This window comes from Paenibacillus pseudetheri (assembly GCF_924513355.1).
GTDB lineage: Bacteria > Bacillota > Bacilli > Paenibacillales > Paenibacillaceae > Paenibacillus_AQ > Paenibacillus_AQ pseudetheri.
This window is the reverse complement of record NZ_CAKMAB010000060.1, coordinates 1-16,070: the sequence shown is the minus strand read 5'-3', so window position 1 is coordinate 16,070 and position 16,070 is coordinate 1. Positions and strand designations below refer to the sequence as shown.

The window sequence follows — 16,070 nt, the reverse complement described above, 5'->3', positions numbered from 1 at the left end:
CAAAGGAGTCGGTACATATGTCAGTCGACGATTATCTGGACCTTTTAAATTATGCCAAAGCAATTAACGATGGACAGTGGCAGACTGACATCATAGAGAGCTTAAAGAATCTTAACACAGAATCGGAAGAACCTCAGGTTCAAGAAGAAAGTGTGATAGAGCTATGGTCACAATTTGATTCCGTTAACATATTGATCATGAAGTTGTTTGAGAAGCTGCGTAAGAATGAAGAATCAGATGAAGTGCTACATTGGAAAGAACAGCTTCTAGAGCTTAAGCTGGAGCGGAGTATTTTGTCCAAAAAGATTCTTAACCGATATATTCGAATTCGATGATTCGGATCAAAAAAAAAGTATAATTCATATCATGAAGACAGTTACCATGCAAATTAGGGGCTGTCTTTTTGCTTGTCTTAAAAATGGTTATGATAATTATGAAGAATTCTGATACAAAATTGTACTGACAGTCGTCTTACTTATAGCTGCAGCTGATAAGGAGGATTTACACGATGGAAATTCCGGAATCTGAAATTTTTAAAACAATATTTTATGAACATTACCCTGTTGTCCGCCGTAAGCTTGCCGCTTTGGTACGTGATGAATCGGCGGCTGATGATTTAGCTCAAGAAGTTTTTCTGAGATTGTACCGTAATCCACCAGATGATCCAGCAGCACTGGGTGCCTGGCTTCATAGAGTCCTTACTCGTATTGGATATGATTATTTGGACAAAAAAGCAAGGGAACGGCGACTGCAGAATAAACAAGAGCAGCTTTATGATGCTAGTGAATCTCCCCCTTCAGGTGAAGAAATCATAATCAGCAAGCTGGATCAGGAAGATGTACACATCTGGCTGAATGAATTGCCTGAAAGAGACAGACAAGCGCTTCTTCTTCGCTACTCGGGGTACAGTTATGTGGAAATCGCGGGAGAGCTTGGAGTAAGACCTCCAGTAGTAGGGACCCTGCTCCACCGAGCGACAGAGAAACTAAGACAAAATGCAACGAAGGCGATACCGCAGACGAAGTAGACTTCTTTCAAGGAGAAATTACGAAGTAATCTTTAAAATCAGGAGGTACAATAATGAATAACTATTCAGGAAAGCAAGATAAAGATAAGCAAAGTACAGACGAAGCCTGGGCCAAGCTGCAGAGTAAGTTAGAGAGTGAGCCTAATAATCGTCAATGGGCAAAATGGAGTCAAAATACGGAACCCCAAACTGAGGATTCTGTTAACTTAAGTCAGCCAGAAAATCTAGAGAACCTTGAATCAGAGTCAACACCAACGGTAGTGCAGGACATACTTGTAACTACCCATGATAAGAAAGTACAACGTCCGCGTCGACTACGTATGAACCGTCGTCGGAAGCTAGGAGTTGTAGCTGCAAGTGTAGCTGTTTTTGCAGTCATTCTCGCGACCCCAATAGGAAACACAGCAATGGCATCCATTCTGAATCAGTTCCGGATGGAACAGGTTACGGTTGTTCAAGAGAGTGATCTGCGTAATATTTTCACACAGGTGGCTGAAGACGGTGAACTTAATCGATCAATTAATCAATTCGGTGAGTTTACAAACGCTAGCGGGGCTTACATTGGTGAGTTGCCTGCGGATCAACTGAAGGCTACCCTTGGTTATCCAGCGAAAAAGACGGCTTTAGTGGAAGGACACAATACAGTTTCGGTGGGTGCTTCACAAGATATCACACTTAATCTGAAGGTTGACGAAGTGAACAAAGCCCTGAAAAAAATTGGAGCAGAACATCTGCTGCCCGAATCGATTGACGGTAAACCAATTACACTTCATATTCCGGAAATTGTGAATTACAATCTCTCATCTGACGAAACGCATTGGGCGAGTCTGTCGCAGATGAATGCGCCTGTACTTAACGTTGATCCTTCTATTAAAGTGGAAGAGGCTTTGGAAGCTGTAATGAATTTCCCACTGCTGCCAGATTACTTGAAGACTAGCTTAATGCAAAGCAGGGTCTTATCCGGAGAAATCCCAATGCCGTTAATCGCTGGTGAAAATACGGAGCAAATAACTGTGGGTGACATTTTAGTTATTGTTGACAATTATGAATACAGCCGTGGTCCTGTATATCAAGCTACATGGATCCAGGATGGACAGCTATTCAATTTGTCAGGTGAGCTCTATTCGAGTAAAGAGAAGCTTATGAACAAAGTTCAGGAGCTGATTGAATCATGAGTACTACTGCAATTGAAGCCAAGTCCCTAACTAAAGAATATGATAACGGGCGCGGTTGTCGAGATGTAAGTATTACTGTAGGGAAAGGGGAAGCCTTTGGCTTCCTCGGCCCTAACGGTGCAGGTAAAAGTACCTTTGTAAAAATGCTTGTAGGACTTATTCATCCGTCAAGTGGCAGTGGAACTCTGTTCGGGCATAAGATTGGTTCGCTAGAAGCTAAATCGCTAATCGGTTATTTACCCGAATTGTATCGCTATCAGGAATGGCTGACGGGTGAGGAGGTTGTGAGGCTGCATGCAAGACTATGCGGAATGCAGCGGTCTGTAGCAGATAAGAGAATTCCACAGCTTCTTGATGAGGTTGGAATTGGTAAGCGTGGACGTGACCGAGTGAAGCATTACTCTAAGGGAATGCAGCAAAGACTGGGATTAGCTTGTGCACTTGTTAATGATCCGGCTATCGTATTTTTGGATGAGCCCTCATCGGCACTAGATCCAATCGGACGTCAGGAAGTCCGGCGTATATTACAGAATCTAAAAGAAAAAGGGGTTACGATATTTCTAAACTCTCATCTGTTAGAGGATGTTGAAGTACTTTGCGACCGAATGGCGCTACTGAATAACGGAGTTATTCTCCGGCATGGTAAAGTGTCCGAGGTGTTAAACAAGCGTATGAGCTGGCGATTTAAAGTAGGCGGCTATGCGCCTATTTTATTGTCGTGGCTAAAAGATCAGACAGGCTTGCAGATCCGGGTGTCTTCCCATACCGAAGAATCCATAGACAGTAGTAGGGTTTGGTTGGAAGCGGAGCTGGAAAGTGAAGAGCAGGTGGGTTGGCTGAATTCACTGATTATAGAACAAGGGATGACCTTATATGAAGTTTCACATCAGCAAGAACGTCTAGAAGAGTGGTTTATGAATGCTGTATCAGGACTAAGCCATAGAGGTGAACACGAATGAGAATTATAATGGGTATGACCTGGAAAGAACTGATGCGCAAAAGAGTAATGGTGCTGACATTACTTATGACCGTGGTCTTTCTTATTGGGTTTTGGTTTATTGCGGGTACGATCGGGCAAAGTTCTATGTCTCACGGATCGAGTATTCCTAGCGGAGAAGAAATCCTTATTCGTTTTACAAATGGTTTATTTATTTTATCGTTTGGATTTTTCTTCGGAGCATTTGTAATTGCTTTTTTAGCAATTTTTAGTTCATTTTCCGCCATTTCTGGTGAGGCAGAGCAGGGAGTGATGCAAGCCTTGCTTCCAAGACCAATTCCACGCTGGAAATGGTACGCAGGTCGCTGGCTTGGTTATGTAACACTAGGAATAGGTTATGCACTTATTTTATTTGTTTCTATATTGCTAATTACGCAAGCCCATGCCGCAATTCCAAGGGATGGATTAGCGTTATTCAAATCATTTTTGCTCTTTTCTTCCATCGTACCGTTGCTAATAACTGTTTCTATGCTGGGTTCAGGATTCTTCTCAGCCCTTGGGAATGGAGTCTTTATGACGATGCTTTATGGAGCAGGATGGCTAGGAGGAATGATTGACAAGGTAAGTAGTTCTTTATTATCTAAGCCCGAAGCACTTAGCACTCTAAATAATATGACGGGTATAATGTCCTTACTTATGCCTGTAGATGGGTTACAGCGCAGAATGACTGCTGAACTGTTTAGTATTAACGAAATGAACGGGATGTTTAACGCTTCCAATAGTCTATTTGGGTTAGATAACTTCACCTCAGTCCCATCTAATACATTTATCGTCTATGCGATCTTCTATACACTAATCGCGTTCTTAATCGGATTGTATCGTTTTCAACGGAAGGATCTATAGCAGTTTAACAATATATCGAAGAACTTAAAATGCCCTTTTTGTTGCCGGATTTACGGAACAAAAAGGGCTCTTCAAGTTAGTAGAAGTCGGATTAATTTGTAACACCAAGCTCAATCCAGTCCGTAGACCAATTTCCAATTTCACCAAGTATAGGAGCCAACGCGGTTCCTTTTGGAGTAAGGGAGTACTCAATGCGTACTGGCATTTCTGGATATACGGTTCGCTCAATAATACCTTCGATTTCCATTTCTTTTAATCGGTCAGATAACACTTTACCACTTAGATTGGACAGACAGCTTTCTATTTCGCCAAAACGACGTGGACCTGGCATAAGCACGAAAACGATCAGCGCGACCCAACGTTTACTTAGCAAGTCTACCGCTTTTTCAAAGCGAGGACACATGTTGAAATCATTCATAATATCACCTCGACATTCATTATATCATAAACTTACATAAAGTAATTATAAATATTTAAAGATATAATATAACTTGACGAAGTTATATTACAATGATAAACTTACTTACAAATAGTTACTTATATTTTAACTAATTTTCGACCCTTATGTATAGCTATAGCTGTACCAGATGAAATTGAGGAAGGTGTTACACATGACAAAACCAGATATTATTTCTATCCTACAAAATAAAATTACTCGGATTCCTTTAGAAAACAGTACAAATATATTGGTTGGACCGATTACTTTACCCGTGAATTTAGACGGAGAGACCATTACTTTTAAATGGTACAACTGGCTGAACACTACGGATGCAGAGCTTCTTGGTGATAATAGTGATGCAACAGCTGCTTTGATTTCAAAGTTACCATCCATGAGCCTCGCAGATGGTCAGCAATCCAGTGTATTAGTATATGGTGATTTCGAGGGTTCAGATGAAGCTTTGATTCGGATGCACAGCATTTGTCATACCGGCGATATTTTTGGCAGCAAACGTTGTGATTGTGGCTTCCAGCTGCATCAGTCCATGAAAATGATCGTCGAGCACGGTTCAGGTGCGTTATTCTATCTCGCTAACCATGAGGGTAGAGGCATTGGACTGTTTAGCAAATCTTTAGCGTATCTTTTACAAGAAGAAGGATACGATACAGTTGAGGCTAATTTAGAGCTGGGTTTTTCTGATGATTCAAGAAATTATGAAGAAGCGATTAGCGTTCTACAACATCTACGTCATAAACCAGTCACGTTAATTACGAACAATCCGAAGAAACTGGAAGCTCTCAAGACTGCAGGTATGAATGCTGTGAAAAGAGTAGCGCTGTGGGGAGATGTATCTTCTTTTAACGAGAAATACTTACGCACCAAAGTGGCTCGTTCAGGACATTTAGAGACCGTGAAAGAAGCGAATCCAATTGTAGGAAGACTAGCTAAGTAAAAATTGAGGTAGTGCTTTTGCACTTCTTCAATTATAATGGGTTACTGGAACCCAACTTTAAGCTTAGTGAGGTACAATATGACTGCTATTCAAGTACAAGACTTACGAAAAACATTCAAAGTACAAAAAAACCGCGAAGGTCTCAAAGGGGCCTTCGCTGATTTGTTTAAAAGGGAGTATACGGAAGTAACTGCGGTGAAGGATATTTCCTTTTCCATTCCCGAAGGTGAGATTTGTGGTTATATCGGCGAGAACGGTGCCGGGAAATCAACTACGATCAAAATGCTCACGGGTATTCTAGTACCAACTTCAGGAAATCTTACGGTGGGTGGTTATGTTCCTTATTTGGAGCGCGAGAAATTCGTGAAGAATATCGGTGTGGTGTTCGGGCAACGCAGCCAGCTATGGTGGGACATTGGGGTCATTGAATCCTTCCAGCTGCTGCGCAAGGTATACCGGGTATCTGAACAAGACTTCAAGAAACGGCTGGATGAATTGGTCGAACGATTGCAGTTGCAAGAACTACTTAATCGTCCTGTTCGTAAGCTCAGTCTCGGTCAGCGGATGCGTTGTGAATTAGTCGCAGCATTACTTCATAACCCTTCGATTGTATTTCTGGACGAGCCAACCATTGGTTTAGACATTGTGGTGAAGTCAGAGATCCGTGAATTCCTTAAAGATATGAACCGTGAGCATGGAACAACCATACTGTTGACTACACATGACCTGCAAGATATTGAAGCACTTTGCTCACGGGTGATTATGCTTGACGATGGTCGAATTATTTATGACGGCGGACTAGAAGATCTGAAACAGCGCTGGGGTACTGGACGTGAAGTTCAATTTCAATTCGGAAATGCAACGAAACGGCAATTGCTTGAGCTTTGGACTGAAGGGATGCCAGTTACTTGGTCTGCAGATAACGATCTTGGAGCATCGGTTTGGATACCGCTGGATATAAATGTATCCGATGTTTTGGGACGGGTAGTAGGGAAAGCCGACATTACTGATATCAAAATCATTGAGACGAATACGGATGATATTGTTCGCAGTATTTATCAATCCGGGTCTGCGGATAAACCAGAGAAACAAGCTGCCGCTCTGAAGGATGAAAGAGAGGCTTTACATGTCTGATAAGCTTAATGCTTCAACAGCAATGTCTTCGTCCTCAGGAGGTTCGTCTTCAGGTGGTCCTCCAGAGAATAGTCGTAGATTACTATTTGGGGCGTACTTAGATTTTATACGGATCCGGTTCCTTACCATGCTTGCATATCGGATTAACTACTACTCAGGTATTCTTATCTATTCACTGAATATCGGGGTTAACTATTTCACGTGGATGGCCATCTATGGTAATGGGGATTCACTTGGTGGCTTTACTGCAACGCAAATGACGTCTTATGTCGCTGTTTCTTGGATGGCTCGTGCGTTTTATTTTAATAATCTAGATCGTGAGATCTCTACGGATATAAGAGACGGAAGTATCGCTATCCAGTTTATAAGGCCTTATAACTATGTATTAGTCAAAATGATGCAAGGACTCGGAGAGGGAATGTTCCGCTTCCTCTTGTTTATGATTCCGGGTATGGCTATAGCTATGTTGTTGTTCCCGGTTCAATTACCAACAGCGCCATCTGCTTGGGCGGGTTTTCTTGTAATGCTCTTTTTCAGCTTCTTGATTAATTCACAGATCAATATTATTACAGGGCTCTCGGCTTTCTTTGTTGAGAATAATGAGGGCATGATGCGTATGAAGCGGGTAATTGTTGATCTGTTCTCCGGTTTGATCGTGCCGATCAGTCTGTTTCCTGACTGGCTATCTTCTATACTTAAGGTGCTGCCGTTTCAGGCGATTACTTACTTGCCAGGTTCTGTATTTACAGGACGGGTGCAAGGGGTTGGGATTTGGAATGTACTGGGGATACAGATCGTTTGGTTCCTGGCCTTACTGATTCCGATTGTCTGGTTATATCATGCGGCGCGGCAGCGTCTCTTCGTGCAGGGAGGTTGAGGAAACGTGTATTACCTTGGATTATTAATTGAATATATTAAAAACTATATGAAGTCCCGGCTCACCTATCGTGCCGATTTTTGGGTAGAGGTCATATCAGATTTGCTCTTTCAGGCTACAAACTTTATCTTTATACTGGTAATCTTCATGCATACGGATAGCCTTGGCGGCTGGAATCAGAACGAAGTAGTGTTCGTCTATGGATTCTTTATGGTGCCTTTTGGGGTGTTTAGTTGTTTTGTGAATCTATGGGGATTCAGTGAGCGTTATATCGTCAAAGGTGAGATGGACCGTATTTTGACACGTCCGGCGCATAATCTGTTCCAGATTTTTTTGGAAAATGTTGATCCACCAGCACTAATGGGCTCATTCATAGGTATTATTATTATGGCCATTAGTGGCAGCAATCTGGGTCTTCCCTTTGAATGGTGGACGATACCGGCTCTGATCATTCTTACGTTAAGTGCCGTCGCCATCTATACTGGGATTTATACAACATTGACATCATTGTCTTTCTATTCGGATGCTCCTACTGGCATTCTTCCGTTAATGTATAACATTCAGACTTATGGCCGTTATCCGGTAACAATTTACAATCGTGCTATTCAGGTACTTTTAACTTGGGTTATCCCGTTTGCATTCGTCGGAGTCTATCCAGCAGCGCTCTTCCTGCAGCGTGAAGAAATGACGAGCCTTGCGCTAATGACACCAGTTGTAGGTGCGATATTCCTTGGGATTGGTCTGTTAGCTTGGAGTTACGGGGTAAGAAGATATAAGGGAGCGGGATCTTGAGTTAAGCTAGTGTCTTGTTATGTTGGAAAGGCTACCTTCGGGTAGTCTTTTTTTTACTCCTAATTCATCAATATGCTAAAATCATTAATGAATACAATAGGGAGGAATCATAGATGAATGTGTCAGATATTTTACCAGCACCCGAAAACTTAAAAAAACTTATGAAAATACTTGCTTCTCTAAATATTGTTCTATGTCCAGAGGAATGGCTTCGCTATCATAGTTTTGTTTCTAAATTTGATAAGAATGTTTCCTTAGCATCGATCGATAATGGATCAGGTGATAATTTGTTTATTATTTTTGCACCTCAAGGAACGATAATTAAAGGATTTGATCATGAGTCAGAAGTAAGTCCATATGCGCGCGACGAACATGAGGTTTGGCCAGGAATCTATGAAGAAGTCCCAACCTCACTATTGTCTTTACTGGAAGATGAGGCGATAACTAAGGAAGATGTTACTTTTTGCTTTTGGCGTGAAAATAATGACTTGAGGTGGCAGAAGGGGGAGGTAGAGATTCCAGCGGGTGCAGAAGATGGTTCGGACTTTTTGCTAGGAACTATTTTCCGCACAGCAGAGGATTTTGTGGAATTTGCCGAAGGTTATTTTGAACTCACACTCCCCTTAGAGGTTGTTACACAAGTTTATGAGGGTGCAGCCATTACGAAAGAGATGATCAAAGCGTTAAATCCTGATGGTGACGTGGAGAAAATCCTTCGGGAGTTAACGGAGTTAGACTCCTAGCTGCTTATTGATTTTGAACATAAGGTGGTGCGAAATTGAAACTTTACATGGAAAAGCTGAATGCTGATGTTGCTAGGGATATTTTAAGCTGGCGATATGAACAACCGTATGATTTTTACAACAATGAACAAACGCCTGAAGCCATAAGTGAAATGCTTGCAGATTCATATTTTTCCGTATTTGATGATAATAAAGAGTTAGTAGGGTTCTTCTGTACAGGAAGCTCAGCGCAGGTTCCAAATGAGTCATATACATATTCTCAGGGGTTTATAGATATTGGCTTAGGGATGAGACCAGAGTTTACAGGGCAGGGAAATGGGACTCTATTTTTCACAGCTGTTCTAAGCCAAATTGATACAATGGTCGGGAAAAGCTCGAAACGTCTGACAGTGGCAAAATTTAATGATAGAGCGATACAATTGTATGAAAAATTGGGATTTAGCCGGGAAGCTGAATTCGTTAAAGGAAGTACTGTATTTATTGTTATGGTTAAAGTTGAAGCTTGATATCGTACTATTCTATTCTAATTGTAATAACAATTGTTGATTACTGGAAGGTGAAGAATGATCAATAAATGAAGGGCTGCCGATAGGCAGTCCTTTATTTATTGAACGGAAGTATTTCTTAATGACGAGCGAAAATAGGAAATAAAAACAGAATACTTTCTCTTTATCAAAGTTTTATTTACATATATCATTTTACTAAAGATACAGTGAGAGGGATAAAACTTTACATAATTCAAGCGATCTTAATAACTCTCAAAACAATTTTGTGAGTGTGAGTTAGGTTCCAGAGTAGGAGTACTTGGAGTGGAAGTGTTAAAATGATGTTTTTCAAAGAGGGGAGTTTGTTATATGTTTGGAATTATGGCTATTTCCGGTCTGTCTTTTCTTCTAGTGGCGATGTTTACGCCGCTGTTGATCTGGACGCTGCACAGGCTGAGGCTAACGCAGCCGATTCGCTCCGAGTTACCAGCGGATCATCAGGCCAAACGTGGTACACCGCTTATGGCAGGGTTGATCCTGCTTATTGGTATAGCGATCTCGTTACAGTTTCATCCCGGACCTCTAATGTTACTCTTATGCGTCACGTTTTTGTTGTTCAGCTCAGTCGGATTTCTGGATGATTTCAAAAAGGCTTTTTGGCAAAATCCATCCGGTATCACCGGTCGCTCAAAACTAGTGCTTCAATTTATTTTTACTGGAACCATTTTATATGTGTTGTTCCATTCGTTCGGGCTGACGAGCGATCTCGAGTTATTTCAAGGGCACTATCTGCAATTGCCTTTGTATCTTTATGTCGGAATCATTTTGCTGTTTGTGGTGGGCTCCGCAAATGCCATCAATTTTACGGACGGTCTTGATGGGCTACTGATCAATGTGGCTATTCCGACGTATTTTTTCTTTTTTATGATATCGGACAAACCTGAAGTGCAGACATTTTCCCTTGTCATGATTGGCTGTCTGCTTGGGCTTTTCCTTTACAATATTTATCCGGCAAGAGCTTTTATGGGCGATACAGGATCACTGGCGATTGGTGGCTCTCTTTCCATTTTAGCTGTCATTGAGAAGGTCGAGCTTTTGATTCCGATTTTGTTTTTCGTCTATTTTGCGGAGCAGTTGTCGGTCATTTTACAAGTTTGGTACTATAAACGAACTAAGCTGCGGCTCTTCCGAATGGCACCGATTCATTTCCATTTCAGTTTAAAATACGGATGGAGCGAAAACAAGATCGTGATGATTTTCGGTTTCATTTCGTGGGTATCTGTATTACTTTCCTGGTTGATTTGGAAATTTCTCATGCACTAAATAAATTTTATATTTACAAATCTATAAAATTAGATATAATAAAATGCATGGAACCTTTATTGATATTTAAAGCTTTGGCTAATGAGACACGTAGTCAAATTATGATGTGGTTAAAAACTCCGGAGGAATTCTTTGATGAAAAGCCTTATTTACAACAAGGCCTAAGTTTTCGAACTGGGATATGCGTGGGAGATATTCAAGCTAGATCGGGACTTGCACAGTCTGTTATCTCGAGTTACTTGTTGACTATGCAAAAAGCTGGTTTGTTGGAATCTGAGCGAATTGGGAAGTGGACGTATTATCGTCGGAATGAGAAGACAATTCAGGAATTTTCCGAGTATATTAAACAGAAACTATAAATGAGAGGAGGGAAGACTTTTTTTTGATATATCATATCTACAAATCTGTATATGTAAATACAAATATAAATGGAGGATTATTTTAAAGATGAAAAAGATTAACCCGTTACTTATCATTATTCTGGCTTTAGGTGTATTTGGTATTATCACTACGGAAATGGGGATTATAGGTGTTCTACCGCAGATCACTCAAAAATTTAATATAACGCCTTCACAGACTGGATGGCTTGTAAGTATATTTGCTTTAGTCGTTGCCATTTCTGGTCCATTTCTAACATTACTGGCTTCTGGTATTAATCGTAAAGTTATTCTATTAACGGCTGTACTTATTTTTGCAATTTCAAATGTTGTGTACGCTTATACAACTATGTTTGAAGTAATGCTGATTTTCCGCATTATTCCTGCTATTTTTCATCCTGTCTTTTTTTCAGTTGCTCTTGTGACCGCTGCTCAACTTGTCCCACCAGAAAAGAGTACTAAAGCAGTTACAAAGGTTTTCGCCGGAATCACAGTCGGGTTTGCTTTCGGTGTGCCTTTGACTTCTTATCTCGCGGAAAAAATATCATTAGAAGTTGCTTTCCTGTTTGGTGCTGTTGTAAGTATAATTGCCTTTTTAGGGATACTCGCTTGGCTTCCTTCCATGCCTGTTAAAGAAAAAATGTCTTATGGCAAGCAGCTTGGTATATTACGCAAACCCCTATTATGGTTAAATATAGTGACAGTTATTTTTATCTTTGCAGCGATGTTTTCTGTATATAGTTACTTTGCTGAGTATCTTGGTCAAGTAACACATATGAATGGGTCATGGATTAGTATCATGTTAATGGCCTTTGGTATAGTCATGATTTTTGGGAACTTTTTATTTGGGGGCCTTTTACATAAAAGCATTCCAAAGACCGTCATCATGTTTCCTCTGCTATATGCGGTAACTTACTTCTTCGTTTATTATCTAGGTTCTTATTTTATTCCGATGGTTATTATCATAATCATTTGGGGGGCAGTGCATTCCGGCGGACTCATTGTCAGTCAAGCATGGTTAACGACCGAGGCGAAAGAAGCTCCCGAATTCGGTAACAGCTTGTTTATTTCATTCTCCAATCTTGGAATTACGATAGGAACTTCTATCGGTGGTTGGTTTATTTCTCGCTCGGGTATACATGAACTCATCTGGATTGGAATTATTTTTTCCCTGCTTGCTTTCTTATCAATCATAATCAAAATAAAAATTTCAAACTTAAACGGAGCAGAAGCTAAGCTGGGTGATTAACGGAGATTGAATTTATTAAAATAGCGATAGCCAAGTATCTATTTCTCCGGTACAAAGCTGTCGCTTTTTTCTATTATTGAGGACTACAGACTTGTATTTTTCATTGTTTTGCTTTATTTTAATTAGACCCCATGAAGCTATTACATAAGTATAAGAAAGAGGTTTATCCATGAGTAAAACGTATCTATTAAAAATCTGCCTAGCCATCACCCTCATACTCGGAACAGCTACCGCTTGCACTTTCGCCGAGCAGTCTACTCCAGATCAAGCTCCATCTATAACAACAAGTCCTAGCCCTAAATCTGATGCTACGGCAAAGAATACAGAAGAGGACAACAGAAGTTTATTAGATGCTAAGGTAACACGGGTGGTTGATGGAGACACCATGAAGCTGACTATCGACGGTAAAAAAGAAACGGTGCGCTTGCTACTAGTCGATACGCCAGAATCAGTAAATCCGAATATCCCTGAACCACAACCATTTTCGATAGAAGCCTCTGATTATGCCAAAAAGATGCTTACAAATAAAGATGTGCAAATTGAACTAGATGTATCAGAACGAGATAAATATGGTCGTCTACTCTGTTATCTCTATATCGATGGCAAGATGTTTAATGAGCTTCTGCTAGAGCAGGGTTATGCACGTGTGTCATATGTATTTGCGCCTAATACGAAATACGTAGATCAATTTAGAGCTATTCAGGATAAAGCAAGAGAGCAGGGCATTGGCATCTGGAGTATTGAAAATTACGCGCAAAACAATGGTTTTCATGTTCCAAAAACGAAATAAACATCTAGTAAAATCAATTTTTATAGAGCTACCATGTGGTAGCTTTTTATATTAGGGAGAACATGCTCTGAATGGATGTATTTGACAAAAGAATGTTTTAAATGTGATACTCTAGTAGTTGGTACTAGTATCAGGTTACAATTCGAGGAGGATTGCCCTTATGAAATACTTCATTATTACAGGAACTTCAAGAGGAGTTGGAGAGTCTATGGCAGAACAACTTGTCTCTCCTGATCACTATCTGTTTTGTATCTCACGTGAAAGAAATGAGAGTTTAGCAAGCAAAAGTAGTAATATAACCTACTATGAATTTGATTTGAATCACATTCATCTGATTGAATCTCTGATGGGGAGTATTTTCAATTCTATTGACGTGTCAAAAGCGGAAGGAATTTACCTTATTAATAACGCTTCAATGATTGCTCCTGTCTCATTTATTGATACAGCTAGTGTTGATGAAATAACGGGAAATATAAATGTGAATTTATTAGCTCCCATTATACTAACCTCAATGTTTATAAAGCATACGAATGGTCTTCTAATCGACAAAAGGATCTTAAATATATCATCCTCTTCTGCTAAGAATCATCATCCTGGAATGAGTCTGTATTCAGCAGCAAAAGCAGGGTTAGATGTTTTTTCACAATGTGTGGGACTAGAACAGAATCCCTCTAAAACACCAGTTGGAATTATATCGATCTGGCCAGGAATGATTGATACCAATCTGCAAAAAGAGGCTAGAAGCCAGGATAGATCAATATTTCCATCAGCAGAGATATTTGAGGTGGTTAAGGAAACTGGGATGCTCACGACACCACAGGAAACAGCACAACATATCATTGAGTTTTTGTTTAAACCTGATTTTGAACACGGAGCAGTTGTGGATATTTACGACTATTCAAAGCTTACACAACATTTAGGTGTATCTGCAGAATAAAACAACTAGCTTTCGGAGGGGATTATGCGAGATATAGATAACAGCATTTATTATTGACTGGATGATGATCGGATCTGGACTAACTAAAGATGAATTTTTGGAAAAGAACAAAGAAATATAAGCCATTAAGGAGAGAGGGTGCTGTTAAATGAGCAATTACATTATGGAGCTAAGAAAACAAGTAGGTTCGAGGCCGCTTATTATGGCAGGAGCTTGCGTTTTATTGTGTAACGAACAGCAAATACTATTACAACGCAGAACGGACAACGGTTGCTGGGGATTGCCAGGTGGCTCGATGGAGCTGAGGGAGACTTTGGAAGAGGTTGCTAGAAGGGAGCTTTTTGAGGAGACAGGTTTACAAGCCAGAGGACTTGAATTGTTTGACATGTTCTCTGGACAAGACCTTTATTACAAATATCCAAACGGTGATGAAGTATATAATGTTGTAGCCGCTTACCTATGTACAGAATTTGATGGGGCTCTTAAAGAAGATGGAATTGAAGTGCAAGAAGTCCGTTTTTTTAATTATGGAGAATTGCCTAGCGAGTTGTCACCTCCTGATGTTCCAATCATTAAGAGATTTATGGATCGTTTTATGAAGTAAGACCACATCTCACTTAAAGTGTCACCTTTCCTAGGGAACCATAATACGATGAAATATGAACCATGACATTAGCCCGGAAAGGTGTGCGATTATGAACGGAACAATCCTCAATTTCTTTGCTGGCGGGAATACGGCTCACGGCTTTTACAGCCTCTATGAGTCGTCATTGCAAAGTTTAACGCGTCTGTATGTTTTAAAAGGAGGCCCAGGTACGGGGCAGACCAAACTGATTAGAGAAATCGGAGAGCAGTTGAATCAACAAGGTTATGAGATCTGGTTCATCCACACTGCATCAGATAACGATTCATTCGACGGTGTGATTATTCCCAAATTAAATATAGGAATTGTGGATGGAACAGCTCCGCGTGTAATAAACCCTGAACTGCCTGAAGAGTCCATTGTATTCGTAGATTTGGAGCAGGCCGCCGATCAGTTCCAGTTGTGCCAACAGAAGTTGGAAATCGATAATTTAGTCGGAGCCATTAAACAAGAACATGAATTGGCTTATGCTGGTTTTGCTGAAGCTCTTCGCATACATGATGAATGGGAAGCGATTTATATCGCGAAAATGGATTTTCAAGCAGCCGATGAGCTGACACAGGAGTATATTAAGCTTTTGTTTGGAGATCAGAAATCTGAAAAATCCAGCCGGGTAGATCATCGTTTTTTAGGTGCGGCGACGCCGAAGGGGGCAGTGGATTTTGTTCCTAATCTAACCTCAGGACTAAAAAGATATTTGGTTAAAGGACGTGCGGGCTCCGGAAAATCTACACTGTTGAAGAAAATAGCGGCTGAAGGCATCAAGCGTGGTTTCGATGTTGAAATTTACCACTGTGGTTTCGATCCAAATAGCCTTGATATGATTATTGTGCGTGAGCTTGGATTTGCTATTTTTGATAGCACGGCTCCGCATGAGTACTACCCTGATCGGGCAACCGACGAGATCGTCGATATGTATTCCCGGTGTATACTGCCTGGTACAGATGAAGAATATTCCGAAGCTATAGCCGGCATTAAAGAGCGATATTCGAGCACCATGAAGCAATCCACACAGCATCTTACAGACGCAAAAGTATTCCTAGTTGCATTAAAGCAAATCTATACAACTACCCTGAATTTTGATCGAGTAGACCAGATTAAATCGCAGATTTTAGAGGGGATCAACGAGATTGTTGAAAGTCCACTGGAGGTTTAAACCCTCATTTAAGGGGATGTCCCAAAAGCCATGAAATGGCTGCTTGGGTCATCCCTTTTTCTAGTAGGATATACGTGGGCGCTTTGAGAGGACGCTCCGCGAACGGACCGTTGTTCCAATCGCTGTGCTCT

19 protein-coding genes are annotated in these 16,070 nt (G+C 40.7%); 18 read left to right on the top strand and 1 reads right to left on the bottom strand.

Annotated features, from left to right (window positions below; all coding sequences use genetic code 11):
- Positions 1-17: 17 nt before the first annotated feature.
- The 5 genes from L1028_RS29135 (at position 18) to L1028_RS29115 (ending at position 4,042) form a co-directional block, all read left to right on the top strand.
- The gene (locus tag L1028_RS29135; protein ID WP_234541604.1) at positions 18-335 is read left to right on the top strand and encodes a hypothetical protein; all 318 of its coding nucleotides are present in this window, start codon (positions 18-20) and stop codon (positions 333-335) included.
- A 173-nt stretch (positions 336-508) separates the two neighbouring features.
- On the top strand, positions 509-1,027 hold the full coding sequence (locus tag L1028_RS29130; protein WP_060624053.1) for a sigma-70 family RNA polymerase sigma factor: 519 nt from the start codon (positions 509-511) through the stop codon (positions 1,025-1,027).
- A 53-nt stretch (positions 1,028-1,080) separates the two neighbouring features.
- Positions 1,081-2,202 carry a hypothetical protein gene (locus L1028_RS29125; protein WP_234541602.1) on the top strand — a complete coding sequence of 374 codons (1,122 nt, stop codon included), beginning with the start codon at positions 1,081-1,083 and terminating at the stop codon, positions 2,200-2,202.
- Complete coding sequence (locus L1028_RS29120) at positions 2,199-3,161, top strand: ABC transporter ATP-binding protein (RefSeq protein WP_234541601.1); 963 nt, start codon at positions 2,199-2,201, stop codon at positions 3,159-3,161. Before L1028_RS29125 ends, L1028_RS29120 begins: the two co-directional genes overlap by 4 nt.
- Positions 3,158-4,042 carry an ABC transporter permease subunit gene (locus L1028_RS29115; RefSeq protein ID WP_234541599.1) on the top strand — a complete coding sequence of 295 codons (885 nt, stop codon included), beginning with the start codon at positions 3,158-3,160 and terminating at the stop codon, positions 4,040-4,042. The genes L1028_RS29120 and L1028_RS29115 overlap by 4 nt, the downstream gene beginning before the upstream one ends.
- Before the next feature lie 91 nt (positions 4,043-4,133).
- Here the strand turns inward: L1028_RS29115 and L1028_RS29110 are convergent, their stop codons facing one another.
- Positions 4,134-4,460: a winged helix-turn-helix transcriptional regulator gene (locus L1028_RS29110; RefSeq protein WP_042127276.1), complete on the bottom strand. Its 327-nt coding sequence runs from the start codon at positions 4,458-4,460 to the stop codon at positions 4,134-4,136.
- 193 nt (positions 4,461-4,653) lie between these two features.
- Here L1028_RS29110 and L1028_RS29105 point away from each other — a divergent pair, with 193 nt between their 5' ends.
- The 13 genes from L1028_RS29105 to L1028_RS29045 all read left to right on the top strand — a co-directional run bounded on the left by L1028_RS29105 (position 4,654) and on the right by L1028_RS29045 (position 15,939).
- On the top strand, positions 4,654-5,433 hold the full coding sequence (locus L1028_RS29105; RefSeq protein ID WP_234541597.1) for a GTP cyclohydrolase II: 780 nt from the start codon (positions 4,654-4,656) through the stop codon (positions 5,431-5,433).
- 78 nt (positions 5,434-5,511) lie between these two features.
- Positions 5,512-6,567, top strand: coding sequence for an ABC transporter ATP-binding protein (locus L1028_RS29100; protein ID WP_042187774.1), 1,056 nt, complete (start codon positions 5,512-5,514; stop codon positions 6,565-6,567).
- 127 nt (positions 6,568-6,694) lie between these two features.
- The gene (locus L1028_RS29095) at positions 6,695-7,444 is read left to right on the top strand and encodes an ABC transporter permease (protein ID WP_042193809.1); all 750 of its coding nucleotides are present in this window, start codon (positions 6,695-6,697) and stop codon (positions 7,442-7,444) included.
- Positions 7,445-7,492: 48 nt separating this feature from the next.
- On the top strand, positions 7,493-8,236 hold the full coding sequence (locus tag L1028_RS29090) for an ABC transporter permease (protein ID WP_234541628.1): 744 nt from the start codon (positions 7,493-7,495) through the stop codon (positions 8,234-8,236).
- Between the two features lie 119 nt (positions 8,237-8,355).
- Complete coding sequence (locus L1028_RS29085) at positions 8,356-8,979, top strand: hypothetical protein (protein ID WP_234541596.1); 624 nt, start codon at positions 8,356-8,358, stop codon at positions 8,977-8,979.
- Positions 8,980-9,026: 47 nt separating this feature from the next.
- Positions 9,027-9,485 carry a GNAT family N-acetyltransferase gene (locus tag L1028_RS29080; protein WP_234541593.1) on the top strand — a complete coding sequence of 153 codons (459 nt, stop codon included), beginning with the start codon at positions 9,027-9,029 and terminating at the stop codon, positions 9,483-9,485.
- Positions 9,486-9,833: 348 nt separating this feature from the next.
- Positions 9,834-10,787, top strand: a complete 954-nt coding sequence (gene mraY, locus L1028_RS29075) for a phospho-N-acetylmuramoyl-pentapeptide-transferase (protein ID WP_234541591.1) — start codon at positions 9,834-9,836, stop codon at positions 10,785-10,787.
- A gap of 47 nt (positions 10,788-10,834) precedes the next feature.
- Positions 10,835-11,146, top strand: coding sequence for an ArsR/SmtB family transcription factor (locus L1028_RS29070; protein WP_234541589.1), 312 nt, complete (start codon positions 10,835-10,837; stop codon positions 11,144-11,146).
- Between the two features lie 88 nt (positions 11,147-11,234).
- A complete protein-coding gene (locus L1028_RS29065; protein ID WP_234541588.1) occupies positions 11,235-12,413 on the top strand; it encodes an MFS transporter in 1,179 nt (392 codons plus the stop codon).
- A gap of 169 nt (positions 12,414-12,582) precedes the next feature.
- The gene (locus L1028_RS29060; protein ID WP_234541585.1) at positions 12,583-13,203 is read left to right on the top strand and encodes a thermonuclease family protein; all 621 of its coding nucleotides are present in this window, start codon (positions 12,583-12,585) and stop codon (positions 13,201-13,203) included.
- Positions 13,204-13,363: 160 nt separating this feature from the next.
- Positions 13,364-14,140: a (S)-benzoin forming benzil reductase gene (locus L1028_RS29055; protein ID WP_234541582.1), complete on the top strand. Its 777-nt coding sequence runs from the start codon at positions 13,364-13,366 to the stop codon at positions 14,138-14,140.
- A 148-nt stretch (positions 14,141-14,288) separates the two neighbouring features.
- Entirely contained in the window at positions 14,289-14,744 is a 456-nt protein-coding gene (locus L1028_RS29050; protein ID WP_234541578.1) for an NUDIX hydrolase, read from the top strand.
- Between the two features lie 91 nt (positions 14,745-14,835).
- Positions 14,836-15,939, top strand: a complete 1,104-nt coding sequence (locus L1028_RS29045) for a PRK06851 family protein (RefSeq protein ID WP_234541575.1) — start codon at positions 14,836-14,838, stop codon at positions 15,937-15,939.
- Positions 15,940-16,070 lie beyond the last annotated feature (131 nt).

What these genes read in the sequence shown, in the direction of transcription:
- L1028_RS29135 (WP_234541604.1), top strand. Translation starts at nt 18, where the DNA reads ATGTCAGTCGACGATTATCTGGACCTTTTAAATTATGCCAAAGCAATT.
- L1028_RS29130 (WP_060624053.1), top strand. Translation starts at nt 509, where the DNA reads ATGGAAATTCCGGAATCTGAAATTTTTAAAACAATATTTTATGAACAT.
- L1028_RS29125 (WP_234541602.1), top strand. Translation starts at nt 1,081, where the DNA reads ATGAATAACTATTCAGGAAAGCAAGATAAAGATAAGCAAAGTACAGAC.
- L1028_RS29120 (WP_234541601.1), top strand. Translation starts at nt 2,199, where the DNA reads ATGAGTACTACTGCAATTGAAGCCAAGTCCCTAACTAAAGAATATGAT.
- L1028_RS29115 (WP_234541599.1), top strand. Translation starts at nt 3,158, where the DNA reads ATGAGAATTATAATGGGTATGACCTGGAAAGAACTGATGCGCAAAAGA.
- L1028_RS29110 (WP_042127276.1), bottom strand. Translation starts at nt 4,460, where the DNA reads ATGAATGATTTCAACATGTGTCCTCGCTTTGAAAAAGCGGTAGACTTG.
- L1028_RS29105 (WP_234541597.1), top strand. Translation starts at nt 4,654, where the DNA reads ATGACAAAACCAGATATTATTTCTATCCTACAAAATAAAATTACTCGG.
- L1028_RS29100 (WP_042187774.1), top strand. Translation starts at nt 5,512, where the DNA reads ATGACTGCTATTCAAGTACAAGACTTACGAAAAACATTCAAAGTACAA.
- L1028_RS29095 (WP_042193809.1), top strand. Translation starts at nt 6,695, where the DNA reads ATGCTTGCATATCGGATTAACTACTACTCAGGTATTCTTATCTATTCA.
- L1028_RS29090 (WP_234541628.1), top strand. Translation starts at nt 7,493, where the DNA reads ATGAAGTCCCGGCTCACCTATCGTGCCGATTTTTGGGTAGAGGTCATA.
- L1028_RS29080 (WP_234541593.1), top strand. Translation starts at nt 9,027, where the DNA reads ATGGAAAAGCTGAATGCTGATGTTGCTAGGGATATTTTAAGCTGGCGA.
- mraY (WP_234541591.1), top strand. Translation starts at nt 9,834, where the DNA reads ATGTTTGGAATTATGGCTATTTCCGGTCTGTCTTTTCTTCTAGTGGCG.
- L1028_RS29070 (WP_234541589.1), top strand. Translation starts at nt 10,835, where the DNA reads ATGGAACCTTTATTGATATTTAAAGCTTTGGCTAATGAGACACGTAGT.
- L1028_RS29065 (WP_234541588.1), top strand. Translation starts at nt 11,235, where the DNA reads ATGAAAAAGATTAACCCGTTACTTATCATTATTCTGGCTTTAGGTGTA.
- L1028_RS29060 (WP_234541585.1), top strand. Translation starts at nt 12,583, where the DNA reads ATGAGTAAAACGTATCTATTAAAAATCTGCCTAGCCATCACCCTCATA.
- L1028_RS29055 (WP_234541582.1), top strand. Translation starts at nt 13,364, where the DNA reads ATGAAATACTTCATTATTACAGGAACTTCAAGAGGAGTTGGAGAGTCT.
- L1028_RS29050 (WP_234541578.1), top strand. Translation starts at nt 14,289, where the DNA reads ATGAGCAATTACATTATGGAGCTAAGAAAACAAGTAGGTTCGAGGCCG.
- L1028_RS29045 (WP_234541575.1), top strand. Translation starts at nt 14,836, where the DNA reads ATGAACGGAACAATCCTCAATTTCTTTGCTGGCGGGAATACGGCTCAC.